Raw genomic sequence first — 22,646 nt, 5'->3', positions numbered from 1 at the left:
TCAGGTCTTCGCCTGATCTGCTCCCATTTGGCCAATAGCTCCGACTGACACCTTCACGAATCTGTCCAGCATGGCAAAGAACACGTCAAGGCTAAAGCCGAATATAAAGCAAAGTGCAAACAAGCTAAATCCAATATTCGCGAGATCTGTTCCAAACCGCGTGTCCGGAACCCAAAACCAAGCTAGAACCATGCCTGACAGGGCTCCGAGAACAATACGGTGGAAAATGCGCGATTTGCTTGGATCAGGAACGAGGGGATCCAGGATCATACGCAGATAGAAAATGGTTGCACCAATCGCCCCATACAAGCCAGGAAGAATCCACATCGCGTAGGGTGCAATCAAGCCACTTACACTCGAAGCCAATTCGTCCATGCTTGGGATATAGGACGGCCCATATTTTATCGACTCAAAGCAATTATTATATATATTTGCGTAGAAATATTCTTTAGCAACATTGGCGAAATAGTTATAGTGCATGACATCGTCTATAAATCTTACCTGGTCTCTTATAAGATTTTCGGCATCGATTTTCTGAGCACAAAAAGGGCTCTTGTTATAGAGACCCAGCTCGGAAAGCACTGCAACAATGGGCTGAGGGAGAGGTGAAACGGGAACCGCACCATTTTGTGCTGGATTTGGGCCAGGCAAAGAGGCCGGATTTTGTTTTTGCAGCCAAATTAGAGTATCAGAATCTGCGACATTCAGATATCTTTGAAAAGCATAGTAGTAATATAAGAAAAGTTTCGCGCCTATAATTGGGAAACTAGCCTGATCACTATATTTCTCAACCCGACCTGATACCTGAGAGAGCTGCAGGTCAAGTTCTCTAAGATCGTCGAATACTTGGAAATACGCTTGCAAACCAAGCGACTGGCTCTCCAAAGATCCGCTTTTCGTAGCCGAATTTGCAATCTCTTTACGGGCCGCGAGCAGTTGCCGCGAAAGCTGGCCGAATCGCCTGTCAGGATGGGAGACGGACAGCACGCGTATTTCAGATAAAAGGCTTACGCCATTGTTGTATATCTGAGAGAGATGACCTGCAAGAACCATGATTGTGACTGAGAAAACGAGAAGAAGATAAGTTTCTTCTGACTCCGCTTGGTGTCGCCTGGCCTCCAGCCATTTCGTAATTCTAGTAGGGTAGAAAATGGCACGGACTCCATTGCTTTGTTCAATTGACGCCTAAGGACTTCGACCTCTGACGCGCCTAATTTTTTCTCAGGCAGTATATCAACTGCTCCAATAGAAGCATTAAGCTCGTTATCCTTGATGATTCCGGCTTGCGCGGCGTATATCGAAATGAGTCGAGCATCGTTTAACCATCCTTGGATGATTGTGTCGTCTGTTTCAACACGCTTCGACAAGACCCACCTCCGAGTTTATCCAAGCGTGCCTTGCACATAACCATATTGCGAAGGACATCCACATGGGTATCCGGGCGGTCCCGGCGGCTGCGCCCAACACCAGAAATATGGCGTGTAGCAGACTGTACCTGGAGCATGCGGAGGGACTTGAGCAAAAGCAGGCCAAGGAAGAACGGCCGCAACAGCAGCCAGCGTCCCGGCAATCACTATCCACAATACACGCGCTTTCAATTGCTAGCCCCACTGTCTACCAATCGAAGCTCCATTAGAACCCAAACATATGCTCGTGGCAAGTTGATAGCGCGCATGCATGAAATACCGTTCTTTTGCCTCAAATTTTCTTCTTCTTTTCTGTTGATCCTCTTCATTGAAACGATGGAGAAAATTTGCCCCGTTCAGCGCAATTGCTTGAATCGAAATGATTTCTCCAATTGAGGACCAGATCGAAGATCGGTCTGGAGACTCTTGGGCGCCACCGGCAACAAAGGGCGCCGCAGCGATGCGGCGCCCTTTTTGTTTGGGGGATGACCTTACGCCGCGTTGCGCGCCAGCGCCCGCTGGTTGGACGCGTAGATCGTGTCGCGCTCCGGTAAGGCGCCGGTCTTCAGGCACTCGACCCATTCTGCGGTCTTGAGCACCGCGGCGAAGCGCGACTGCAGGATAACAGTCACCACGCGGTGGATCTCCTCGGCCGAGGCATAGCCGGCGCTGTTGGCATAAGGCACCGAGCCGGTCGCATCCGACAGGAACTCGACGGCAAAGCCCATATGGACGGCATGGATGATGGTCGACAGGTCGCAATTATGCGTCATGTAGCCGACCACCGTGAGCGTATCGATGGCGTTGGCGCGCAGCCACGCTTCGAGGTCGGTGCCGGTGAAGGCCGAGGGCAGCATCTTCTCGACATAATGGTCTCGGCCACGCCTGGCGATTTCCGGATGCAGCTCGCCGCCATGGCTCCCCTTGGCGAAGATCGGCGAGGTCTCCGGCGCCATCTGTTTGATAACAACCACCTTGATGCCGGCGGCGGCAGCCGCATCCATAGCGCGCGCCACATTGACGACGCTGTCGCGGAACGGCGGATGCTGGATGGCCAGGTTGCCGCCATCATAGTCGTTCTGGACATCGACGACGATCAGCGCGCGGTGCGGCGTGGTGTTAGCTGGGGCAGACATGGTGTTTTCCTTTCAGGCTTGAATGCGATGGGCGGAAAATAGGCTGGCCGGCGACCGACCAAAAGTGGCCCGATTGACATCATTCGAAAGAATTGGGACAATCCACTTCCCTCACTGGAAACGCCCATGACCGCCCCGATCATCGCCGTGCTCGCCTTCGACGGCATCAGCCCGTTCCATCTGTCCGTGCCTTGCCTGGTGTTCGGCGCCGACCGCACCAGGCTCGGCCTGCCGCGCTTCGACTTCCGCGTCTGCGGGGTTGAGCAAGGCATGATCCAGACCGATGCCGGGCTGAGCATCCTTGTCCCGCACGGACTGTCCGCGCTCGACGATGCCGACATCATCATCATCCCGAGCTGGAAGGATCTCGGAGCGCCTCTGGCCAGGCCGCTCAACGAAGCGCTCGACCGCGCGCACCGGCGCGGGGCGCTGATCGTCGGCCTGTGTCTCGGCACCTTTGCCATCGCCGCCGCTGGCCTGCTTTCGGGGCGGAAGGCGACCACGCACTGGGCCTATACCGACCAGCTGCACGCCCTGCACCCCGACATTTCGATCGATGCCGACGTGCTCTATGTCGACGATGGCGACATCGTCACCTCCGCCGGCGTCGCTGCCGGACTGGATTGCTGCCTGCATATCGTGCGCGCCCGCTTTGGCGCGGAAGTGGCACTGCGGCTCGCCCGCCACATCGTGCTCTCACCCCACCGCCAAGGCGGACAGGCGCAGTTCATCGAACGCCCCGTGGCAAAGAGCGCTGACGCCGACCGCTTCACCCAGGCCCTCGACGCGGTGCGCGCTACACTCGGCGAAACCCACAGCCTCGACAGCGTTGCCGACGCCGCCGGCCTGACACGGCGCACCTTCACCCGCCGCTTCCAGAAATCGATCGGCACCAGTTTTGGCGATTGGCTGACCAGCCAACGCATCGCACTGGCGCAACGCCTGCTGGAAGCCACGGAAAAATCGATGGACATCGTGGCCTTCGAAGCAGGCTTCGGCAGCGCCACCTCGCTGCGCCAGCATTTCGCCGCGAGGCTGAGAACATCGCCGGCGCAATATCGACGCGAGTTTTCCAGGCGTACGGACCAGGGCAAGCGCATGGCGCACGCCTGATCGCTTCAGCCGCGCTTGACCGCCCGCGCCGGATTGCCAACCACCGTTGTGTTCGCAGGCACGTCGCGCGTCACCACCGCACCGGCGCCGACGATGGCGCCCTCGCCGATGCTGACGCCGCCAAGGATGATGGCGCTGCCGCCGATCCAGGCATGGGCACCGATCTCGACCGGCCTGGCGATCTCCAGTCCCGCTTGCCGGCCTGCAGCCTCCTTGTGGTGCTCGGCACAGTAGATTTGCACATTGGGGCCAAGCAGCGTTCCCTTGCCGATGCGCACGCTCGCCGTGTCGAGGATGGTGCAGCCGGCATTGAGAAAGACGCTGTCGCCGAGAAAGATGTTGAAGCCATAGGCGCAGTGGAACGGCGCCTCGATGCGGGCTGCCTCGCCCACGCCGCCGAGCAATGTCTTCAGGCCAGGCCCGAGATTGCCGCGCTGTCTTGGCGGCAATGAATTGTGCTCGAACACCGCGTCGCGCGCCGTGACGCGCAGCGCCTCCAACTCGTCATCGAGGCAAGTGTACCATTCGCCGGCCGCCATCTTCGCGCGCTCGTTTCCAGCCATGGCGGGTCTCCAATTGACGTCGTTGCAAAGCATAGTTGCGACCAGCAGAAAAGCGCCAATCCAAGTACTGGTCAAATATCGGACCTATGGTAGCCTGCCGTCTCAAGGCGTCCTTGCCGGGTGATCGAGGGGGATCAACATGCTCTATCTACTTGCACTTCTGATCGGCGTCATTGCCGGCCTGCGCGCCATGACCGCGCCGGCCGCGGTCGCCTGGGGCGCCTGGCTCGGCTGGCTGCCGGTCACAGGCACCTGGGCGAGCTTCATGAGCCATTGGGCGGCCGTCGGCATCTTCACTATCCTCGCCATCGTCGAGCTGGTCACCGATCAGTTGCCGTCGACGCCAAGCCGAAAGGTGCCGCAGCAGTTCGGCGCCCGCATCATCACGGGCGCCTTCACCGGCGCGGTGATTGGCGCAACCGGCGGCACCACCATAGGCGGCCTGATCGCCGGCGTCATCGGCGCGGTCATCGGCACGCTGGGCGGCGCCGAAGCGCGCGGCCGGCTGGCGGCCGCCTTCGGCAAGGATCCGCCCGCCGCTTTCATCGAGGACGCGGTGGCGATCATCGGCGGCCTGCTGATCGTGGCGGCGGTGGCATGACGGCAAAAACCTTCGACGCCATCATCATTGGCGCTGGCCAGGCCGGCACACCGCTCGCCGGCAGGCTGAACGCAGCCGGCATGAGCGTGGCGCTGATCGAGCGCAAGCTGGTCGGCGGCACCTGCGTCAACACCGGTTGCATTCCGACCAAGACGATGGTGGCGAGCGCCTATGCCGCGCATCTGGCGCGGCGCGCCGCCGACTATGGCGTGACGCTCAGTGGCCCTGTCGGCGTCGACTATAAGGCGATCAAGGCGCGCAAGGACAAGGTTTCGGGCGCCTCCCGCACCGGGCTGGAAAGCTGGATCGCCGGCATGGACAAATGCACGCTTTACCGCGGCCATGCGCGCTTCGAATCCGCCAACACGGTGCGTGTCGGCGACGACCTTCTGACCGCCGGCAAGATCTTCCTCAACACTGGCGGCCGTGCTTCCGTGCCCGATTTGCCGGCATCCACGATATCGACTATCTGACCAACTCCTCGATGATGGATCTCGAGGTCCTGCCGCGCCATCTGGTCGTCGTCGGCGGCAGCTATATCTCGCTCGAATTCGCGCAGATGTTCCGCCGTTTCGGCAGCGAAGTCACCGTCATCGAGAAGAGCCCGCGCCTGACCGGACGCGAGGACGAGGACGTCTCGGCCACCATCCTGTCGATCCTCGAAAACGAAGGCATCGCGGTCCATGTCGGCGCTGATGACATCGGCTTCGCCAAACAGGGCGGCGATATCGCCGTGACCTTCTCAGCCGGCAAGCCGCCGGCCGTCGGTTCGCATGTGCTGCTGGCGCTGGGGCGCACCCTCAACACCGACGATCTCGGCCTCGACAGAGCCGGCGTCGCCGTCGACAAACGTGGCGCCATTATTGTCGACGACCAGTTGCGCACCAACGTACCGGGCATCTGGGCGATGGGCGACTGCAACGGCAAGGGCGCCTTCACCCATACCTCCTACAATGACTATGAGATCGTCGCCGCCAATCTGCTCGACAATGATCCGCGCAAAGTCAGCGACCGCATCGAGGCTTACGCGCTCTACATCGATCCACCACTCGGCCGCTGCGGCATGACCGAGGCGGCGGTGAAGAAATCCGGACGCAAAGCTCTGGTCGGCCAGCGGCCGATGACCCGCGTCGGCCGCGCCGTCGAAAAGGGCGAGACGCAAGGCTTCATGAAGATCCTGGTCGATGCCGACACGCGGGAAATCCTCGGCTGTTCGGTGCTCGGTCCCGGCGGCGACGAGGCGGTGCATTGCGTGCTCGATCTGATGTACGCCAAGGCGCCGGTCGACACGCTGGCGCGCGCTACGCACATCCACCCCACTGTCTCGGAACTGCTGCCCACCATCGCCCAGGAGCTGAAGCCGCTCGTCTGAGGCATCTCAAGCTCCAGACTTTCTGCATTGGTGCATTGCAGCAATGTGCATTGCGCATAGCTAAACTCCTCGCGCAATCTCTGGGTTGAACCGATTCAGTCTGGACGCCCCATGCCTTTGCCGATCCTTGCGCTTGCCATTGCGTCCTTCTGCATCGGCACCACCGAATTCGTCATCATGGGCCTGCTGCCGGAGGTCGCCGCCGACCTCGGCGTGTCGATCCCTTCGGCCGGCCTGCTGGTCACCGGCTATGCGCTCGGCGTCGTCTTCGGCGCACCGATCGTTGCCATGGCCACTGCGCATCTGCCGCGCAAGCCGGTGCTGGTCGGGCTGACTGCGTCGTTCGTCGTCGGCAACCTGCTCTGCGCCATCGCGCCTGACTATTGGACGCTGATGGCCGCGCGCGTCTTCACCGCCTTCGGCCATGGCGCCTTCTTCGGCATCGGCTCAGTCGTCGCCGCAAGCCTGGTGCCGCGCAACAAGCGGGCCAGCGCCATGGCGCTGATGTTTGCCGGACTGACGCTGTCCAACATTCTGGGCGTTCCCGCCGGAACCGCGCTGGGCGAAGCCTTCGGCTGGCGCGCCACCTTCATCGCCGTTGTCGGCATCGGTCTGATCTCGGTCGCGGCGATCGCCTGGCTGGTGCCGTCTGACGTCGCCGAGCCGAGCGGCGGCGGCCTGCGCGGCGAGTTGCGCGTACTGGGTAAATTGCAGGTCTGGCTGGCGATGCTGATCGCCTCGCTGGCCTCGGCCAGCCTGTTTGCCGTGTTCACCTACATAAAACCCTATCTGACCGACGTATCCGGACTGTCGACCTCTGCAGTCACCTGGGTGCTCCTGCTGTTCGGCGCCGGCATGACGATCGGCAACATCATTGGCGGCCGGCTGGCCGACTGGAAGCTGATGCCGACCGTCATCGGCACGCTGCTGTTGATGGCGGTGCTGTTCGTCGGTTTCATGCAGTTCGGTGCCATCGCCAGTGTCGCCATCGGCATCGTTTTCCTCTGGGGACTGCTGATCTTCGTCGTCGTGCCGCCGCTGCAGATCCGTGTCGTCGAGGCAGCGTCGGAAGGGCCAAACCTTGCCGCCACGCTGAACCAGGGCGCCTTCAATGTCGGCAATGCCAGCGGTGCCTGGATCGGCGGCGTGGCGCTTTCCGCCGGCGTTTCCTACGCCCACCTGCCGCTGGTCGGCGCGGTGCTCGCCTTGCTCGCGGTGACCGTCGCGGTGCTGTCGCAAGCCTTGGACCGGCGCTCGCCTCTCCCGCTTCAGGCGGCAGCCGAGTAGCTGCCTGTCGCCCAAAAGTGCGCAGCGGTTTTCGGACAACGACATGCAGCAAGGCAAGAGACTACCCTTGCGCCCATAACGCGGCGGACTGGACCAATCGACATCGGCACCTTCAAATGGGCATGTCTCGTGGCTCCAGAGCAATCCAGAAAAAGTGTGAAACGGTTTTCCGTCCGGAATTGCGTTAAAACGAAAAGCAGAGCGGTTCGTCGTTCCATGAAACGGTGAACTGCTCTGGTGGGAGGACGTCATGCAGAAATCGATCGAACGCATCGCCGGTGACAGCGAGGGCGTTTCGTACGAATTCCCGGTGTTCCGCCTCACAGGCAGCGAAAAGGCGGCGCCCTCGGCCTATCTGCAGGCCGCCCTCCATGCCGGCGAACTGCCGGGCGTCGTCGCCATCGACGCGCTGATGCCGGCGCTGAACAAGGCCGAGGCCGAAGGCCGCATCAAGGGCAACATCACCATCGTGCCCTGGGCCAATCCGATCGGCCGCGCGCAATATCATTTCGGCGAGCACCAGGGCCGCTTTCACCTGGGCACCCGCACCAATTTCAACCGCGGTTTTCCGCTGCTCGCCGCGCCAGACGCCAAGCTCTTGCCCGACACCGCCTTTGGCGGCGCCGACCAGCGGCTGAAGTCACGCCTGGTGCAGCTGTCGCTCGGCCACGACATCGTGCTCGACCTGCATTGCGACGACGAGGGCCTTGCCTATCTCTACATCCACACCAGCCTTTGGCCGGCCATGGCCGATTGCGCCGCCGCCATGGGGGTCGATGCGGTGGTGCTGTGGAGCGAGGACAGCGACGGCACCTTCGAAGGCGCCTCGATCATGCCCTACCAGAACGTCTCCGCCGACCTCGCGAAGTTCGACCGGCGTGTCGCCACCACGGTTGAATATCGCGGCATCCTCGATGTCGATGGCGCCCTGGCCGCCGCCGACGCCGAAGGCCTCTACCGGCTGCTGGTGGCGCGCGGCGTGATCGCCGACAGCACGCTCCCTGCACCCGGCCCGTTCAAGGGCGTTGTCGCCCCGTTGGAAAACATCGACATGATGCCCGCCCCCCGCGCCGGCGCTGTCCTCTACGACGTAAAGCCCGGCGACCGGGTCGCCCGCGGCGCGCGCCTCGCTACGGTCGTCCACGCGCCGGGCGAAGCCGATGGCCGTACTGAGGTATTCGCACCGCAGGACGGCATCATCCTGACCCGCCGCTCGCGCCGCATCATCCGCGCCGGCGAGGACCTGCTGAAGCTGGTCGGCGACAGGAAGAGCGCCGACGCAAGGTCGGGTACGCTGGAGGATTGACCTAGCCTGAGATCGCCTGCCGCGCCTTGGCCTCCAGCCATTCGGCCATCTGCCGGTATGGCACCGGGCCGTGGCTGATGCGGGCGACGCCGAGTTCGGCCAGCCGCTGGCGCGGCGGCACATGCGCCAGCGCGATGATGTTGACTGGCAGGTTCGTCGACTTGCAGAGCGTCTCGATCAGGCCCTCGTCACCAAGACCCGGCGCAAAGAAGCCGCTCGCTCCGGCTTCCTCGAAGGCCTGCGCGCGCTCGATGGCTTGATCGAGCAGCACGTCATCATGCGCATCCGGTTTCGCCTTGAGAAAAATGTCGGTGCGGGCGTTGAGGTAGGCCGGTATGCCGGACGCCTTGACGGCGGCGGCAGCGGCTTCGATGCGTTTCACCTGAACAGTGATGTCGTGCAGGCCTGCGCCGCCGACGATCTGGTCTTCGAAATTGAAACCGATGGCACCGGCGCGCAATGCCAACGTCACTGTGCGAGCAACGAATTCCGGATCGACGCCGTAGCCACCCTCGAGGTCCATGGTCACCGGCAGGTCGACCGCCGCGACGATACGCTTGATGTTGTCGAGCGCTAGTTCCAGCGGAATTTTCTCGCCATCGGCATAGCCGAACGCGGCCGCGACCGGCCAGCTTCCGGTGGCGATGGCCTTGGCGCCGGCCTTCTCGACGATCTTGGCCGAACCCGGATCCCAGGCATTGTAGAGAACGATCGGGTTGCCCTTGACGTGAAGGGAGTGGAACGTCCGCGCGCGCTCGGCCTGGTCGGTCATGGGTGTTTCCCGTCTTGGTATCGTTGGAAGTCAGCTTAGCCGGGACCACCGGCTGTGGCGATGTGCCATGAGCCGGGGAAGCGGCGGCCACCGGACAGACTTTTCAAACCTGTTGCGCATCTGGTTTTTCGCCGCTATGGATTTCGCCATGAATATGCGTTCGACCAAGACCATTTGGTGGTGGGCCTGCTGACAGCGGCCTGTTCGAACGCGCGTGCGTGAAAAGAGAGGGTGGCCGCAACGGAAAGTCCGGGCGGCCATTTGTTTTTTCCAAGCCAGTCCGGGTCCGTTGCCCCAACAAGCCAAATGGAGACGGCAATGACGATGAAGGTTCTGGAAAACGGCGCTGAAAGCTTCGTGACCGCGGGTGGCATCACCATCACCCGTGAGCGCCACGACCGGCCCTATGCGGGTGCGATCGACACCTATGTCGATGGCTTGAACGCGCGCCGGGGTGCGGTGTTTTCCTCCAATTACGAATATCCCGGCCGCTACACGCGCTGGGACACCGCCATCATCGACCCGCCGCTGGTCATCTCCGCGCGGGGCCGCGCCATGCGCATCGAGGCGCTGAACGGCCGTGGCGAGGCCCTGTTGCCGGTCATCGGCAAGACGCTGGGCGGCCTCGCAGATGTCACAATCGCCGAGGCATCGAAGAAGCTGATCCGGCTCGACGTCGCCAAACCCGGCCGTGTCTTCACCGAGGAGGAACGCAGCCGCGTGCCTTCGGTCTTCACCGTGCTGCGCGCCATCACGGCCCTGTTCAAGACCGAGGAAGATGCCAATCTCGGCCTCTATGGCGCTTTCGGCTACGACCTCGCCTTTCAGTTCGATCCGGTCGACTACAAGCTAGAGCGCAAGCCGAGCCAGCGCGACCTCGTCCTGTTCCTGCCCGACGAGATCCTGGTCGTCGACCATTATTCAGCCAAGGCCTGGACCGACCGCTACGACTATTCAGGCGAGGGTTTCTCGACCGAAGGCCTGTCGCGCGACGCAATCGCCGAACCGTTCAGAACCGCCGACCGCATCCCGCCGCGCGGTGACCATGAGCCGGGCGAATATGCCAACCTTGTGCGCAAGGCGATGGATAGTTTCAAGCGCGGTGACCTGTTCGAGGTCGTACCCGGCCAGATGTTCTACGAGCGCTGCGAAACGCAGCCATCCGAGATTTCCCGCAAGCTGAAATCGATCAACCCCTCGCCCTATTCCTTCTTCATCAATCTGGGCGAAAACGAATATCTGATCGGCGCCTCGCCGGAGATGTTCGTGCGCGTCAATGGCCGCCGCGTCGAGACCTGCCCGATCTCCGGCACCATCAAGCGCGGCGACGATGCTATTTCCGATAGCGAGCAGATCCTGAAGCTGCTCAATTCGAAGAAGGACGAGTCCGAGCTCACAATGTGCTCGGACGTCGACCGCAACGACAAGTCGCGGGTCTGCGAGCCAGGCTCGGTGCGCGTTATCGGCCGTCGCCAGATCGAGATGTATTCGCGCCTGATCCACACCGTCGACCACATAGAGGGCCGGCTGCGCGAAGGCATGGACGCCTTCGACGCCTTCCTCTCGCATGCCTGGGCGGTCACCGTCACCGGCGCGCCGAAACTGTGGGCCATGCGCTTCATCGAGCAAAACGAGAAAAGCCCGCGCGCCTGGTATGGCGGCGCAATCGGCATGGTCAATTTCAACGGCGACATGAACACCGGCCTCACCTTGCGCACCATCCGCATCAAGGACGGCATCGCCGAGGTGCGCGCCGGCGCGACATTGCTGTTCGACAGCATTCCCGAGGAAGAAGAAGCCGAAACCGAATTGAAGGCATCCGCTATGCTCTCCGCCATCCGCGACGCCAAGATGGGCAATTCCGCCAGCACCGAGCGCACCACCGCGCGTGTCGGCGACGGCGTCAACATTCTGCTCGTCGACCACGAGGACTCTTTTGTCCACACGCTGGCCAATTACTTCCGCCAGACCGGCGCCAATGTCTCGACCGTGCGCACGCCGGTGCCGGAGGAGGTCTTCGAGCGGCTGAAGCCCGATCTCGTCGTGCTGTCGCCCGGACCGGGCACGCCGAAGGATTTCGATTGCGCCGCGACCATCAAAAAGGCGCGTGCCCGCGACCTGCCGATCTTCGGCGTCTGCCTTGGCCTGCAGGCGCTGGCCGAGGCCTATGGCGGGGAATTGCGCCAGTTGCATATTCCCATGCACGGCAAGCCCTCGCGCATCCGCGTCTCCAAGCCGGGCATCATCTTCTCCGGCCTGCCGAAGGAAGTCACTGTCGGCCGCTACCACTCGATCTTCGCCGATCCGGTGCGGTTGCCCGACGACTTCATCGTCACGGCCGAGACGGAGGACGGCATCATCATGGCCTTCGAGCACCGCAAGGAGCCGATCGCCGCGGTGCAGTTCCATCCGGAATCGATCATGACGCTCGGCCACAATGCCGGCATGCGCATCATCGAAAACATCGTCGCCCACTTGCCGCGCAAGGCCAAGGAAAAGGCAGCCTGACCTCGATGGCCGAAGCCGAGAACACGATGGCGATCGCGGCCAAGGCGGCCGCGAAGCGCAAGGTTGCCAACCTTGCCTTCTGGTCGATCGTGGTCGCCTTTGTCGTGCTCGCGCTGAAAGCCGCCGCCTGGTACATCACCGGCTCGGTCGCGCTCTATTCCGACGCGCTGGAATCGATCGTCAACGTCATTGCCTCGGGCGCCGCCTTCTGGGCGATCCAGGTCAGCTACAAGCCGGCCGACCAGGATCATCCGTTCGGCCATCACAAGGCAGAGTATTTTTCGGCGGTGCTCGAAGGCGTGCTGATCGTGCTCGCCGCGCTTTTGATCCTCAACGAGGTCTGGCGCTCCTGGCAAGCGCCGGCACCCCTTGAAAAGCCGTGGAACGGACTTGCTGTCAACGGCATCGCCACGGTCATCAATGCCTTCTGGGCCTGGACGCTGATCCGCGCCGGCCGGGCCGAAAATCGCCGGCACTGGTCGCCGATGGCAATCACATCATGACCGACGTGGTGACCTCGGTGGGTGTCTTCGGCGGCCTGGTCGGGGCGATCCTGACCGGCTGGCAGATCTTGGATCCGGCACTCGCCGTCATCGTCGCGCTCAACATCCTGTGGCAGGGCTGGCATGTCATCGGCTCGTCGATGAACGGCCTGATGGACCGCGCGGTCGACACCCAGGAGCATATGCACATCCGCGACGTCATCTCGGCCAATTGCAAGGGCGCGCTGGAAGTGCATGACCTCAAAACCCGCATCGCCGGCCGTGCCACCTTCATCGAGTTCCATCTGGTCGTCGATGCCGAGATGTCGGTTGGCGCCAGCCATGTCATCTGCGACCGCATCGAAGACGCGTTGAGGGCCGAAATCCCCTCGGTGCGCGTCACTATCCACGTCGAGCCCGACGACGAGGCGAAGCTGCCGAAAGGCACGACGGCCGTGCCGTTTGCATAGCTTTGCGCCAGCCTGAGGCCTGTCGAGATTCAGGTCAGGCCGAGCCGAGAATGGTGGCTTCCGAGAACCGGAGCGGAGTGTACTTAAAGTACGTGAACCCAGTTCTACTGCGACGCAGTAGAACTGGGAAGCACAGGGAAGCCACCGTTCGCAGGCCGGCATCACTTGAATATCGGCAGGCCTCAAGGTGCGCAGGCGGATTGCGGCATTGGCTCCAGCCGATAGACCTTGTCGTCCGACTTCGTCTTGCCGTCGGCGGCCTTCGAGCAGAGATCGACGATCGGCAGGCTGCTGTTGGGATTGGCCAGCATCATCATGCCGTTGGCGCCGCGCTTGAGGAAGATTTCCTTTTGCGCGATGTCGCAGGAGAAATCGCTCATCTTCGAGCTCGCAGCACAGCGCCACTGGTCGGCCTCGCCCTGGCAGGAATAGGTCTGCGTGACCTTGCCGGACTTCAGCCTGGTGGTGACCGAAACGGCGATGTCGGCGCCATCAGGCCAATTGGCAATGTCACCGCCCGAAGTGTAGGAAGCGAGTTCCACAGGCCCGCGAAAAACCCGGATCGACTGGGCCAGTTGGTTGGGGTGTGAACTCATATGCGCCGCATCGTAGTCGCGGCCGTAGCAGAACGGCTGGTCAGGCTTCAGCCGCACGCGCAACGGGTCCCCGAGCGCCGGATCGATCGGATCGATGCGCGCGAATTCGGCCTTGCAGGTCGCAGCCGGCATCGGGTCCAGGCGGAAATTGTCATCCTCCGAGCCGAGCGCCTGCCTGTCATATTCCGCCTTGCCGAGTTGCTCCTCCGAGTCGGGATCGAGATAGATATCGGGCGACAGGTCGGACAGCAGCACCCGGCCCTTGTCGTCGACCTTCAGCGAGGCCAGCGTGCGGTCGCAATCCATGCCGCAGCGGATCGGGCCGGATGTGCCGTCCTCGGATTCGTGATTGCACCAGCCGCTTGCCCATTGCGGCGCCTTGGCACCGCGCACTGTGGTGGTGACGAAGCCATTGTAGGAGGTGTCGGAATTCGCGGCCGGTTCCTCATTCGGCCGGCTGACCGGGTCATGACCGTAGTAGAAGAAGATCCGTGCCACTTTCTGCTTCGGATGTGCCTTGAGATGGGCCGCGTCATAGACCCGGCCGAAACAGGCGTCCGTCCCGTTCGGGCTGAGTTCCTTGAGTTTAAGCGTATCGTCGGCGACGGCCGTGCCTGCCAGCAAACCAAGCAGCGCGACGCCAAATCCGGCGCCGGCAATTGTCTTCCATTCCCCTGCCCTGAACGTCATGTGACCTCTCCTCGCATCGACAGGACGTTGCGTCAACTTATGCTAGTATTGCGGCCGGAGCCACGCAAATCGCGGTGAAATCCAGGGAGGATGCCATGCGCCGACGCGACATGTTCCGCGCGATTCTTGCAGGAACCGGAACGTTTCTTGGCCTGCGGGCCGTGCAGGCCGCGGCCACGGAACCCGCCAGGCTCAAGGTCGCCTATCACCTGAGCGATGTGGACAAGGTCAACTTCGTGCTCGGTAACATCAAGAACCACTATGAGGGCACGGGCGGCAATGTCGATATCGTGCTGGTCGTGCATGGCCCAGCGCTGGCCGCCTTCAAGTCGAAAGGCATATCGGCCGCGGTCTCCGGCCGTTTCGCCGGCCTGGTGCAGCAAGGGCTTGAGCCGCAAGCCTGCGGCAACACCATGCGGGGCATGGACATTTCGCTCGCCGACCTGCTCGACGGTTTTCATGCCGCCGACAAGGGCGGCGTCGTCAAGCTCGCGGAACTGCAAGGCCAGGGCTATGCCTATCTGCGGCCATAGTGCACAGTCTTGACTCCGGGGCCGGGAACGGCTGGTCTCGCTGAACCCTCCGGAGGACCAGCAGTGCCCGCCACGACCGCGCTTACCATCCCCGATCTCGCCGGCAAGGCGGTGCTGGTCACCGGCGCCTCCACCGGCATAGGCGCGGCGCTCGCGCTGGCCTACGCCGCGCAGAAATCCAAGGTAGCGCTGCATTACAATTCGAGCCGCGATGCCGCCGAGAAACTGGGCAAGACCATTGCCGACAGCGGCGGCGAAGTGTTCCTCGTCCGGGGCGATTTTTCCGTTGCCGCCGATGTCGAACGCGTCGTCGAGGACAGCGCCCAGCATTTCGGCCGCCTCGACGGGCTGGTCAACAATGCCGGCGGCATGCTCGGCCGCGTGCCCTATGCCGAGCAGACCGAAGCGCATTACGACGCGGTGATGGACCTCAACGCGCGTTCGGTGCTGACCGCCTCGCGCAAGGCCATCCCCTGGCTGAAGAAGCAGGGCGGCTTCATCGTCAACACCTCGTCGATCGCCGCGCGCAATGGGGCGGGCGGCGGTGCCGGTCTCTACGGCTCTGCCAAGGCCTTCGTCTCCAATGTGACACGCGGCATGGCCAAGGAACTGATCGGCTTCGGCATCCGCGTCAACGCCGTGGCGCCAGGCACGATCCTGACACCCTTCCATGAGCGCTATTCGACCGACGAGCAGATCAAGGGCATGGTCGCCACCATTCCGCAGGGGCGCGCCGGCACGGCGGAAGACTGCGTCGGAGCCTATCTGTTCCTGTCGTCGGACCTGTTGAGCGGCTACGTCACCGGCCAGGTGATCGAGGTGAATGGCGGCCAGTTGATGCCTTGACCGGCTATCTGCATACTGAAGGCCCGCATACTCTTGTCGGAGACTTCGAAGGGGAGACAACAGAATGTACGGACTGATCGGCAAGATGCGGGCGTCGCGCGGCCAGCGCGACGCGGTCATGGACGTCCTGCGCGCCAGCACCGGCGCCCTGCCCGGCTGCCTGAGCTACATCATCGCCCGCGACCCTGCGGATGCCGATGCGATCTGGGTCACCGAAGTGTGGACCGACGCCGAAAGCCACAAGGCCTCGCTGCAGCTTCCGGAAGTCCAGGCCGCCATCGCCAAGGCGCGACCCTTCATCGCCGGCTTCGAGTTCCAGGTGGAGACTCACCCTGTCGGCGGCTTTGGATTGGCTGACGGCAAGACGGGCTGAGCCGGACGGACGACCCGACGCCTACTCGAAGCGCAGCCCCCGCGTCCCGTCGATAAGGGTGAACAATCGTAGCCGCAGGTTTCGCGAGTTCAGCCCTTGCAATGCCCTCCATATGGACTAAGTTCTGCGGACTAAGTCCATATGGAGCGACCTGCGATGCAGACCGTGAACATTCACAATGCGAAGACCAATCTTTCACGTCTCGTTGATCGAGCCGCCAAAGGTGAGCCCTTCATCATTGCCAAAGCGGGCAAACCGTTGGTCAAAGTCGTGCCTATCGATCAGCCGGCTTCGCAGGCGCGACGGGTCGGCTTCATGGCTGGCCAGTTTTCCGTCCCTGACGATTTCGATCGCATGGGCAGCGAAGACATCGAGCAACTGTTCGGTGGCAAGGCGTGAAACTGTTGCTCGACACCCATTTGCTCCTGTGGGCGGCTGGCGAACCGGAGCAGCTGCCACTTGCGGCTCTCGGCGAGATTGAGAACCCAGACAACGAATTGCTGTTCAGTCCCGCCAGTCTTTGGGAGGTCGCAATCAAGCGGGGACTTGGGCGCGATGATTTCCAGGTCGACCCGCGTTTGCTGCGGCGAGGCCTATTCGACAGCGGTTATCTTGAATTGCCGATCACCAGTGAACACGCCGTCACCATCGACGGACTTCCGGCGGTGCATAAGGATCCCTTCGATCGAATCCTGGTCGCCCAGGCAATCGTGGAAGGCATCACCCTGCTGACAACGGACGATCTTGTGGCTCGCTACCCAGGTCCTATCCGGAAGTTCTGATCAAGGCACTTTGGGACCGCACTTCATTTTTCGGCACGGCGGGGTTCGCATCGCCGTGCTTCGCGTCTAAGACCGAAAAAATGGATTCCTCAGCCCAGCAGCCACCACCCGTCCAGCCCGCCACCGAGCGCATGGCGCGGATGGGCAAGCCTTGGCAATGGATGGTCCTGCTTACCATCTCGGCCCTGTTTGCCGGCGCGCTCGAACTCGCCGCTCTGCCGGCGGCGCTGCTGATCGGGCCGATGCTGGCGGCGATCGTCGCCGGCACCAATGGCGCCACGGTGCGGGTGCCGCGCCTGCTGTTCGGCTCCGCCCAGGCCATTGTCGGCTGTCTCGTCGCCGCTTCGATCTCGGCCGATATCTTCCCCGTCTTCTATCAGGAGTGGCCGCTGTTCCTCAGCGTGGTGATCGCCACGGTCGCGGCCTCGAGCCTGCTGGGCTGGCTGATCAGCCGCTGGCGTATCCTGCCCGGCACCACCGCCGTCTGGGGCTCGTCGCCAGGCGCGGCCACCGCCATGGTACTGATGGCCGGCGCCTTCGGCGCCGACCAGCGCCTCGTCGCCTTCATGCAGTATCTGCGCGTCATCTTTGTCTCGATGACGGCCGCGATCGTCGCCAAGATGTGGGTCGACACATCGGGCATCGAAGTCCCGCCGATCATCTGGTTTCCGCTGATCGATGTCCAAGCCTTCGCCGCCACCATCGGCATCGCAGTCATAGGCGGCCTGGCGGGCAAGCTGTGCCGGCTGCCCTCGCCCTTCTTCCTCGGCACGTTCATCTTCGGCGCCGTCGTCCATCTCGGCCTTGGCGTCGAGATGCAGCTGCCGCCCTGGCTGCTGGCAATCAGCTACGCCATGGTCGGCTGGTCGATCGGGCTGAACTTCACCAGGCCGATCCTGCGCCATGCGACGCGCGCGCTGCCGCAGATCATCGCCTCGATCGTGGCGCTGATCGCCTTTTGCGGCGGGCTCGCCTTCCTGATCAGCCATCTCCTGGGCATCGATCCGCTGACCGCCTATCTGGCGACCAGCCCCGGCGGTATGGACAGCGTCGCCATCATCGCCGCCGCGGCACGGAACGTCGACATCTCCTTCGTCATGGCCCTGCAATCGGCGCGCTTCCTGATCGTGCTGCTCGTCGGCCCGAGCGTCGCGCGGCTGGTGGCCAGAAGCATCCGGGACTGACCTGCTTCAGCGCCATCAGTGCCTTATTCCTCGTCGCCCCCATTTTCGCCCTGCGTGCCGCGGCGCCAATAGGCGGTGACCAGATGCCGGTCGCGTGGCAAGCCCCACTCCTTGCGCACGATCTTGCGGATCTCGCGAAAGTCGGTGAATTCGCATCCCGCCCAGACGAAGAGGTCGTCGGCAAGCGCGGCGTGGCTACGCTCCCGAAGCGCAGCCGGCAGCAGTCCGGCGCCGCCCGCCTCGCGGCCATGCCGATAGAGCCAGGTGATGGCGATGGTCCCGCCTTGCGGCAGCGCGATCCGATCGTCCGGACCATCGACTTCGATGAGCGCCTCGGCGCGGGCTGACGGCGGCAAGTGCTCAAGGATCCTGCCGATGGCAGGCAGCGCGGTGTCGTCGCCGACGAGAAGCAGGGTCTGCGCCTCCGGCGCATCGCCGCCGCCGGGTCCGATCATCCCGATCACATCTCCCGCCTGGGCGCTCTGTGCAAAGGCGGCGGCCGGCGTATCCTGGCCGGGGTGCAGCACGAAATCGACATCGAGCCAGCCGCTTGCCGCATCGATCGCCCGGATCGTGTAGACCCGCACGGTGAGCGCATCGTCGCCCGAGGGCCAGACCAGCAGGCCGTCAGGGCCTATCGAGGGCCAGACCGGCCGCCGGCCACGCGGCGGCAACAGCAGCCGCATGTGCAGGCCGCCATGGGTGAAGCGGCCGAGGTCCGTGCCGGCGAAGCGCAGGCGCTGCATATGCGGCGAAATCCGCGTCGACGACAGCGCCGTGATCTCGCGGAAGAAGACCGGCGTGCCGGCATCGCTGCCGTCGCCTTGCCAGCGCAATCCACTGGTCGTGCCGAGATGCTGCGCGACATGGCCGGCCACCGTCATCTTCATGTAGGAGAGGCAGGTTTCGTCTGTTGCCGCAACGCGGACCAGCATGCCGTGATCCTCGATCGTGGCGCTCAACGACCCATAATACAGGCGAAGCTCCCAACGGTCGGCAGCCCCGGTTTCGATCTCGAATTCGCCGTGTTCGGTGCGCAGACGCTCGATCACCGACCTGATTGCCTCGTCGCTGATGCGGGTCTGCGCGCTCAACTGGTCCATCGCTGAAATCCTTCGATAGCGGTTCAAACGAAGCCGCCGAAAGGTTTCGGCCTCGTCCCCATCGCCGGGCATGCCACAGCGTCGCCGGAGTTTCCACAAGAAACTTGACTTAAGTAATCATATTTTTCCGCGACCCGCAACGGGCGTTATCTGGAACGGGCCTTTTGCCGGACCGCTTACCCATCGGCCGGAGAATTGCCGCCGTTGAAGCGGCCGAACATGCGCGCCATCACCACACCCATAAGGAGCGTGCCCAGCCCCAGCGCGACGACATCGGCCATGGATCGCAGGTCGAAATCTCCGACACGGATCATCAGGAGGTAACCGATCGCGAGGTTCAGGAATCCCCACAAAACGTTCACGGTCGAGGAAGAGTGGCCCTGGCCGCGCGGCTTGGCGAAGGGGCTTTGAAAAGGCCGTCCCATCACGCCGCTGACGAAATGCGGCACGGCATTCGTCAACACCGCGCCACCGAAGAAATAGGACACACAGTCGATCCATTGCATTTCCAGGCACTCCTTTTCGCCAAGAGATCGAGACCCTGCGTCGTGCCGCTTTCGCTTCACATCTGGAAATCACAAGGCCGTGCCCCGCCGGCGACTCATCGCGCCACCGCAAGACGCTCGGGAAGGAAATCGACGAAGACGCGCACCTTCGGCGACAGATGGCGATTGGAGGGCCACAGCATTCGGAACTGGCCACGGCCGTCGACATGATCGTCCAGCAAGGTGCGCAGCCTGCCGTCGCGCAGCGCCTCGCGGACCAGGAAATCGGGCATGCAGGCGATACCGAGTCCGGCGAGCGTGGCGCCCTTCAAGGCTTCCATGTTGTTGCAGGTCAGCATCGAGCGGATCTGTGGTTCGGCGCTTCCGGTGATGAACGGCCACTCCAGCAGCCTGCCGCTGTTGAGAAAGCGGAAGTTTATGCCGAAATGCCTGATGAGATCCGCCGGCTCGCCGGGTATGCCATGACGATCGAGATAGGAGGGCGCCGCGCATAAAAGCATGCGAAAGGGCGCAACGGGTCTCGACACCAATCGTGAGTCCGGCAACTGGCCGCTGCGAATGGCGACGTCGATGCCTTCCTCGATGACATCGACGATGCGGTCGTTGAAATCGATGTCGAGCTCGATTTCGGGATAGCGCGCCATGAACTCCGACAGCACCGGCAAAAGCAGATGATAGGTGACGATCGGGCTCGAGACGCGCAGCCGCCCGTGCGGCGTCTCCCGCGTCCGCGACAGCATCGCCTCGGCATCGTCGATGTCGTCGAGGATGCGGCGCACCCGCTCGTTGAACAGCCTGCCCTCTTCCGTCAGGCCGATGCGCCGCGTGCTGCGTTGCAGGAGCCGCACGCCGAGTTCCTGTTCGAGCCGCGCGACGCTCTTGCCGACGGCGGAGGCCGAAATGCCGAGCGCCCGGCCGGCGGCGATGAAACTGCCGAGTTCGGCCGTACGGGCGAAGGCCAGGAGGCCACTGAGACGATCCATCATTGTCTTCCATTCGAGCGTTTCAGTCCGGTATATCAGGAGATATAATACCATTTTTCCGGAAAGGCCGTCGACCTATCTTGTCGCTACGACCGGCGCACGACCCACGCACATGCCGGCGGATGCCGCTTTAGATAGGAAAATCCATGACCTCGAAGACCCCAACCGGCCCGGCCGAGCGATGGCTTGTGCTCTTGTCGGTATGCCTTGCCGCGATGACCATGCCCTTGACCTTCACCGGCCCGGCCGTCGCGCTTTCCCGCATCGCGGCCGATCTCGGCGGCAGCCCGATCGCGCTCAACTGGGTGACGAACGCCTTCATGCTGACCTTCGGCGCCAGCCTTATGGCGGCTGGCGCGCTGGCCGACAACCAGGGCCGCAAGCGCGTCTTCCTCGCCGGCCTCTGCCTCTATGTCCTGGCATCGCTCGGCGCGATGCTGGCGCCCGGCATCGTCTGGTTCGACATGTTCAGGGCCGCGCAAGGCATCGGCAGCGCCCTGGCCTTCGCCGGCGGCGCCTCCGCACTTGCGCAGGAATTCGAGGGACCGCTGCGGCTTCGCGCCTTCTCCTTCCTCGGCACCAGTTTCGGCATAGGCCTCGCCTTCGGTCCGATCGCCTCGGGCCTGCTCATCTCCGCATTCGGCTGGCGGTCGATCTTTGTTCTGGTGGCAGTGCTGGCGATCGCCTCGGCAGTGCTGGGCCTGCGCACCATCAAGGAATCGCGCGACCCGGATGCCACCGGCCTCGACTGGGCGGGCGCCGGCACTTTCACCACAGCGCTGGCCTCGCTGACCTATGGCGTCTTGCAGGCGCCACAGAGCGGTTGGGCCGATCCCCTCGTCATCGCCCTGCTTGCGGCGGCCGCCCTCTTCTTCGCCGCCTTCGTTATCGTCGAGCGGCGCGTGCGCCGGCCGATGCTCGACCTCACGCTGTTTCGCTTTCCCCGCTTCGTCGGCGTTCAGTTCCTGGCGGCGGCGCCCGCCTATGGCTTCGTCGTGCTGCTGGTGCTGCTGCCGATCCGCTTCATCGGCATTGAAGGGATGAGCGAGATCCAGGCCGGGCAATTGATGATCTGCCTCTCGGGGCCGCTGCTGATCCTGCCCTTGCTTGCCGGCCAGCTGGCACGGTGGGTCGCGCCCGCCACGATCTGCGGCACCGGCCTGCTCATTGCCGCCGCCGGTCTCGTCTGGCTGAGCCTGACACCGCCGGTCGCCGTCGCACTGGTGGCGCCGCTGGTGCTGATCGGTATCGGTATCGCTTTGCCCTGGGGTCTAATGGACGGGCTTGCCGTCAGCGTCGTGCCGCGCGAGCGCGCCGGCATGGCGGTCGGCATCTTCAACACAACGCGCGTGGCTTGCGAGGGCGTGGCAGTGGCCATCGTCATGGCGACCCTGTCGGGCTTCACCGCGGCACAACTCGCCACCCAAGGAGCCTCTTCCAGGGATGCCGCCGCCGCGGCGCAGTTGCTGGTGACCGGCAATGTCGGAGAAACGGCGCGGCATCTGCCGACGGCCAACCCCGCCGCGCTGGTCCAGGCCTATGAGACGGCGTTCGACAGGCTGCTGATCGTGCTGGCGGCAATCACCGTCATCACCGCCCTTGTCGTCTTCCTTGGCCTGCGTCGCGGATCCGCGACGGAACATGAGAACGTGCCGGTGCCGGCGTGCCAGGAAGGACAGCCGCCAGCGAATTCAACCGATCCTCAGGCTTGAAATGCGATCACCGTCGAGCCTGAAGATCATGTCGTCTTCGCCGTTGACGCCGTTTCCCTTGACCGCCATGCGGACGCCGCAGATACGCGCGTCCACCACCAGGACGCGGACTATGCGAAGGTTGGCCTGGATGCCGATATTGTCCGACTGATTCCAGTTTGAAATCTCGTCGCGCCCAAGGAAAGACCGAACCAAATCGCTGACCATGGCATTCGGAGCGAACGTTTCGAGCAAGGCCTCGCTGTCGCCCGAATTGGTGGCTTCGATGAAGCGACGGACCGGTGCAGGTATAGAATCAGGTATGGTCATCCTTTCTTCTCTC

The 22,646-nt window shown here is 63.0% G+C and carries 22 protein-coding genes and 2 pseudogenes; 14 read left to right on the top strand and 10 right to left on the bottom strand.

What is annotated here, in order from left to right; translation table 11 throughout:
- From AC0V8S_RS12210 to AC0V8S_RS12200, 3 genes are all read right to left on the bottom strand, one after another.
- Window positions 1–987, bottom strand: a complete 987-nt coding sequence (locus AC0V8S_RS12210) for a hypothetical protein (protein ID WP_475437815.1) — start codon at window positions 985–987, stop codon at window positions 1–3.
- Window positions 988–1,007: 20 nt separating this feature from the next.
- Entirely contained in the window at window positions 1,008–1,367 is a 360-nt protein-coding gene (locus AC0V8S_RS12205; RefSeq protein ID WP_475437814.1) for a hypothetical protein, read from the bottom strand.
- Window positions 1,368–1,897: 530 nt separating this feature from the next.
- Entirely contained in the window at window positions 1,898–2,542 is a 645-nt protein-coding gene (locus AC0V8S_RS12200) for a cysteine hydrolase family protein (protein ID WP_475437813.1), read from the bottom strand.
- 126 nt (window positions 2,543–2,668) lie between these two features.
- Here AC0V8S_RS12200 and AC0V8S_RS12195 point away from each other — a divergent pair, with 126 nt between their 5' ends.
- Window positions 2,669–3,655: a helix-turn-helix domain-containing protein gene (locus AC0V8S_RS12195; protein ID WP_475437812.1), complete on the top strand. Its 987-nt coding sequence runs from the start codon at window positions 2,669–2,671 to the stop codon at window positions 3,653–3,655.
- 5 nt (window positions 3,656–3,660) lie between these two features.
- Here the strand turns inward: AC0V8S_RS12195 and AC0V8S_RS12190 are convergent, their stop codons facing one another.
- Entirely contained in the window at window positions 3,661–4,218 is a 558-nt protein-coding gene (locus AC0V8S_RS12190; protein WP_475437811.1) for a sugar O-acetyltransferase, read from the bottom strand.
- Between the two features lie 139 nt (window positions 4,219–4,357).
- On the opposite strand from AC0V8S_RS12190, the gene AC0V8S_RS12185 reads away from it, so the two are divergent.
- From AC0V8S_RS12185 to AC0V8S_RS12170, 4 genes and pseudogenes are all read left to right on the top strand, one after another.
- Entirely contained in the window at window positions 4,358–4,819 is a 462-nt protein-coding gene (locus AC0V8S_RS12185) for a DUF4126 domain-containing protein (RefSeq protein WP_475437810.1), read from the top strand.
- Window positions 4,816–6,191: pseudogene (locus AC0V8S_RS12180) on the top strand (FAD-containing oxidoreductase). Before AC0V8S_RS12185 ends, AC0V8S_RS12180 begins: the two are co-directional and overlap by 4 nt.
- 111 nt (window positions 6,192–6,302) lie before the next feature.
- Window positions 6,303–7,478, top strand: coding sequence for an MFS transporter (locus tag AC0V8S_RS12175; RefSeq protein WP_183462533.1), 1,176 nt, complete (start codon window positions 6,303–6,305; stop codon window positions 7,476–7,478).
- Window positions 7,479–7,728: 250 nt separating this feature from the next.
- Window positions 7,729–8,784, top strand: coding sequence for a M14 family metallopeptidase (locus tag AC0V8S_RS12170; protein WP_475437809.1), 1,056 nt, complete (start codon window positions 7,729–7,731; stop codon window positions 8,782–8,784).
- A gap of 1 nt (window position 8,785) precedes the next feature.
- Here AC0V8S_RS12170 and AC0V8S_RS12165 read toward each other — a convergent pair whose 3' ends face one another.
- A complete protein-coding gene (locus AC0V8S_RS12165; protein WP_183462537.1) occupies window positions 8,786–9,556 on the bottom strand; it encodes an isocitrate lyase/PEP mutase family protein in 771 nt (256 codons plus the stop codon).
- Window positions 9,557–9,874: 318 nt separating this feature from the next.
- Here AC0V8S_RS12165 and AC0V8S_RS12160 point away from each other — a divergent pair, with 318 nt between their 5' ends.
- A complete protein-coding gene (locus AC0V8S_RS12160) occupies window positions 9,875–12,064 on the top strand; it encodes an anthranilate synthase (RefSeq protein WP_475437808.1) in 2,190 nt (729 codons plus the stop codon).
- A gap of 5 nt (window positions 12,065–12,069) precedes the next feature.
- Window positions 12,070–13,016 (top strand): annotated as a pseudogene (locus AC0V8S_RS12155) (cation diffusion facilitator family transporter).
- A gap of 182 nt (window positions 13,017–13,198) precedes the next feature.
- On the opposite strand, the gene AC0V8S_RS12150 reads toward AC0V8S_RS12155, so the two are convergent.
- Entirely contained in the window at window positions 13,199–14,302 is a 1,104-nt protein-coding gene (locus tag AC0V8S_RS12150; RefSeq protein ID WP_475437807.1) for a hypothetical protein, read from the bottom strand.
- A gap of 95 nt (window positions 14,303–14,397) precedes the next feature.
- Here AC0V8S_RS12150 and AC0V8S_RS12145 point away from each other — a divergent pair, with 95 nt between their 5' ends.
- The 6 genes from AC0V8S_RS12145 to AC0V8S_RS12120 all read left to right on the top strand — a co-directional run bounded on the left by AC0V8S_RS12145 (window position 14,398) and on the right by AC0V8S_RS12120 (window position 18,020).
- A complete protein-coding gene (locus AC0V8S_RS12145; RefSeq protein ID WP_475437806.1) occupies window positions 14,398–14,835 on the top strand; it encodes a DsrE family protein in 438 nt (145 codons plus the stop codon).
- Window positions 14,836–14,898: 63 nt separating this feature from the next.
- On the top strand, window positions 14,899–15,681 hold the full coding sequence (locus AC0V8S_RS12140; protein ID WP_475437805.1) for an SDR family NAD(P)-dependent oxidoreductase: 783 nt from the start codon (window positions 14,899–14,901) through the stop codon (window positions 15,679–15,681).
- A gap of 64 nt (window positions 15,682–15,745) precedes the next feature.
- Window positions 15,746–16,054 (top strand): putative quinol monooxygenase, encoded by a 309-nt coding sequence (locus AC0V8S_RS12135; protein ID WP_183462547.1) that lies wholly within the window; start codon window positions 15,746–15,748, stop codon window positions 16,052–16,054.
- Between the two features lie 156 nt (window positions 16,055–16,210).
- Window positions 16,211–16,453, top strand: coding sequence for a type II toxin-antitoxin system Phd/YefM family antitoxin (locus tag AC0V8S_RS12130; protein WP_183462549.1), 243 nt, complete (start codon window positions 16,211–16,213; stop codon window positions 16,451–16,453).
- On the top strand, window positions 16,450–16,836 hold the full coding sequence (locus AC0V8S_RS12125; RefSeq protein WP_475437804.1) for a type II toxin-antitoxin system VapC family toxin: 387 nt from the start codon (window positions 16,450–16,452) through the stop codon (window positions 16,834–16,836). Before AC0V8S_RS12130 ends, AC0V8S_RS12125 begins: the two co-directional genes overlap by 4 nt.
- An 80-nt stretch (window positions 16,837–16,916) precedes the next feature.
- The gene (locus AC0V8S_RS12120; RefSeq protein WP_475437803.1) at window positions 16,917–18,020 is read left to right on the top strand and encodes an AbrB family transcriptional regulator; all 1,104 of its coding nucleotides are present in this window, start codon (window positions 16,917–16,919) and stop codon (window positions 18,018–18,020) included.
- A 23-nt stretch (window positions 18,021–18,043) separates the two neighbouring features.
- Here AC0V8S_RS12120 and AC0V8S_RS12115 read toward each other — a convergent pair whose 3' ends face one another.
- The 3 genes from AC0V8S_RS12115 to AC0V8S_RS12105 all read right to left on the bottom strand — a co-directional run bounded on the left by AC0V8S_RS12115 (window position 18,044) and on the right by AC0V8S_RS12105 (window position 20,612).
- Window positions 18,044–19,123, bottom strand: coding sequence for a siderophore-interacting protein (locus tag AC0V8S_RS12115; RefSeq protein WP_475437802.1), 1,080 nt, complete (start codon window positions 19,121–19,123; stop codon window positions 18,044–18,046).
- Between the two features lie 176 nt (window positions 19,124–19,299).
- Window positions 19,300–19,629, bottom strand: coding sequence for a hypothetical protein (locus AC0V8S_RS12110; protein WP_475437801.1), 330 nt, complete (start codon window positions 19,627–19,629; stop codon window positions 19,300–19,302).
- Between the two features lie 95 nt (window positions 19,630–19,724).
- The gene (locus tag AC0V8S_RS12105; RefSeq protein WP_475437800.1) at window positions 19,725–20,612 is read right to left on the bottom strand and encodes a LysR family transcriptional regulator; all 888 of its coding nucleotides are present in this window, start codon (window positions 20,610–20,612) and stop codon (window positions 19,725–19,727) included.
- Between the two features lie 146 nt (window positions 20,613–20,758).
- Here AC0V8S_RS12105 and AC0V8S_RS12100 point away from each other — a divergent pair, with 146 nt between their 5' ends.
- The gene (locus tag AC0V8S_RS12100) at window positions 20,759–22,324 is read left to right on the top strand and encodes an MFS transporter (RefSeq protein WP_475437799.1); all 1,566 of its coding nucleotides are present in this window, start codon (window positions 20,759–20,761) and stop codon (window positions 22,322–22,324) included.
- On the opposite strand, the gene AC0V8S_RS12095 is transcribed toward AC0V8S_RS12100, so the two are convergent.
- The gene (locus AC0V8S_RS12095) at window positions 22,304–22,633 is read right to left on the bottom strand and encodes a nuclear transport factor 2 family protein (RefSeq protein WP_475437798.1); all 330 of its coding nucleotides are present in this window, start codon (window positions 22,631–22,633) and stop codon (window positions 22,304–22,306) included. The genes AC0V8S_RS12100 and AC0V8S_RS12095 overlap by 21 nt on opposite strands.
- Between the last annotated feature and the right edge of the window lie 13 nt (window positions 22,634–22,646).

Source organism: Mesorhizobium oxytropidicola (assembly GCF_056174625.1).
The sequence above is the reverse complement of the archived record's forward strand: the minus strand, read 5'-3'. Positions and strand labels throughout refer to the sequence as shown.

Excerpts from the sequence above, each read along its gene's own strand:
- AC0V8S_RS12190 (WP_475437811.1), bottom strand. The coding sequence starts at position 4,218 with ATGGCTGGAAACGAGCGCGCGAAGATGGCGGCCGGCGAATGGTACACT.
- AC0V8S_RS12200 (WP_475437813.1), bottom strand. The coding sequence starts at position 2,542 with ATGTCTGCCCCAGCTAACACCACGCCGCACCGCGCGCTGATCGTCGTC.
- AC0V8S_RS12095 (WP_475437798.1), bottom strand. The coding sequence starts at position 22,633 with ATGACCATACCTGATTCTATACCTGCACCGGTCCGTCGCTTCATCGAA.
- AC0V8S_RS12120 (WP_475437803.1), top strand. The coding sequence starts at position 16,917 with ATGGATTCCTCAGCCCAGCAGCCACCACCCGTCCAGCCCGCCACCGAG.
- AC0V8S_RS12165 (WP_183462537.1), bottom strand. The coding sequence starts at position 9,556 with ATGACCGACCAGGCCGAGCGCGCGCGGACGTTCCACTCCCTTCACGTC.
- AC0V8S_RS12145 (WP_475437806.1), top strand. The coding sequence starts at position 14,398 with ATGCGCCGACGCGACATGTTCCGCGCGATTCTTGCAGGAACCGGAACG.
- AC0V8S_RS12185 (WP_475437810.1), top strand. The coding sequence starts at position 4,358 with ATGCTCTATCTACTTGCACTTCTGATCGGCGTCATTGCCGGCCTGCGC.
- AC0V8S_RS12130 (WP_183462549.1), top strand. The coding sequence starts at position 16,211 with ATGCAGACCGTGAACATTCACAATGCGAAGACCAATCTTTCACGTCTC.
- AC0V8S_RS12160 (WP_475437808.1), top strand. The coding sequence starts at position 9,875 with ATGACGATGAAGGTTCTGGAAAACGGCGCTGAAAGCTTCGTGACCGCG.
- AC0V8S_RS12105 (WP_475437800.1), bottom strand. The coding sequence starts at position 20,612 with ATGGATCGTCTCAGTGGCCTCCTGGCCTTCGCCCGTACGGCCGAACTC.
- AC0V8S_RS12175 (WP_183462533.1), top strand. The coding sequence starts at position 6,303 with ATGCCTTTGCCGATCCTTGCGCTTGCCATTGCGTCCTTCTGCATCGGC.
- AC0V8S_RS12110 (WP_475437801.1), bottom strand. The coding sequence starts at position 19,629 with ATGCAATGGATCGACTGTGTGTCCTATTTCTTCGGTGGCGCGGTGTTG.
- AC0V8S_RS12170 (WP_475437809.1), top strand. The coding sequence starts at position 7,729 with ATGCAGAAATCGATCGAACGCATCGCCGGTGACAGCGAGGGCGTTTCG.
- AC0V8S_RS12150 (WP_475437807.1), bottom strand. The coding sequence starts at position 14,302 with ATGACGTTCAGGGCAGGGGAATGGAAGACAATTGCCGGCGCCGGATTT.
- AC0V8S_RS12115 (WP_475437802.1), bottom strand. The coding sequence starts at position 19,123 with ATGGACCAGTTGAGCGCGCAGACCCGCATCAGCGACGAGGCAATCAGG.
- AC0V8S_RS12100 (WP_475437799.1), top strand. The coding sequence starts at position 20,759 with ATGACCTCGAAGACCCCAACCGGCCCGGCCGAGCGATGGCTTGTGCTC.
- AC0V8S_RS12135 (WP_183462547.1), top strand. The coding sequence starts at position 15,746 with ATGTACGGACTGATCGGCAAGATGCGGGCGTCGCGCGGCCAGCGCGAC.
- AC0V8S_RS12195 (WP_475437812.1), top strand. The coding sequence starts at position 2,669 with ATGACCGCCCCGATCATCGCCGTGCTCGCCTTCGACGGCATCAGCCCG.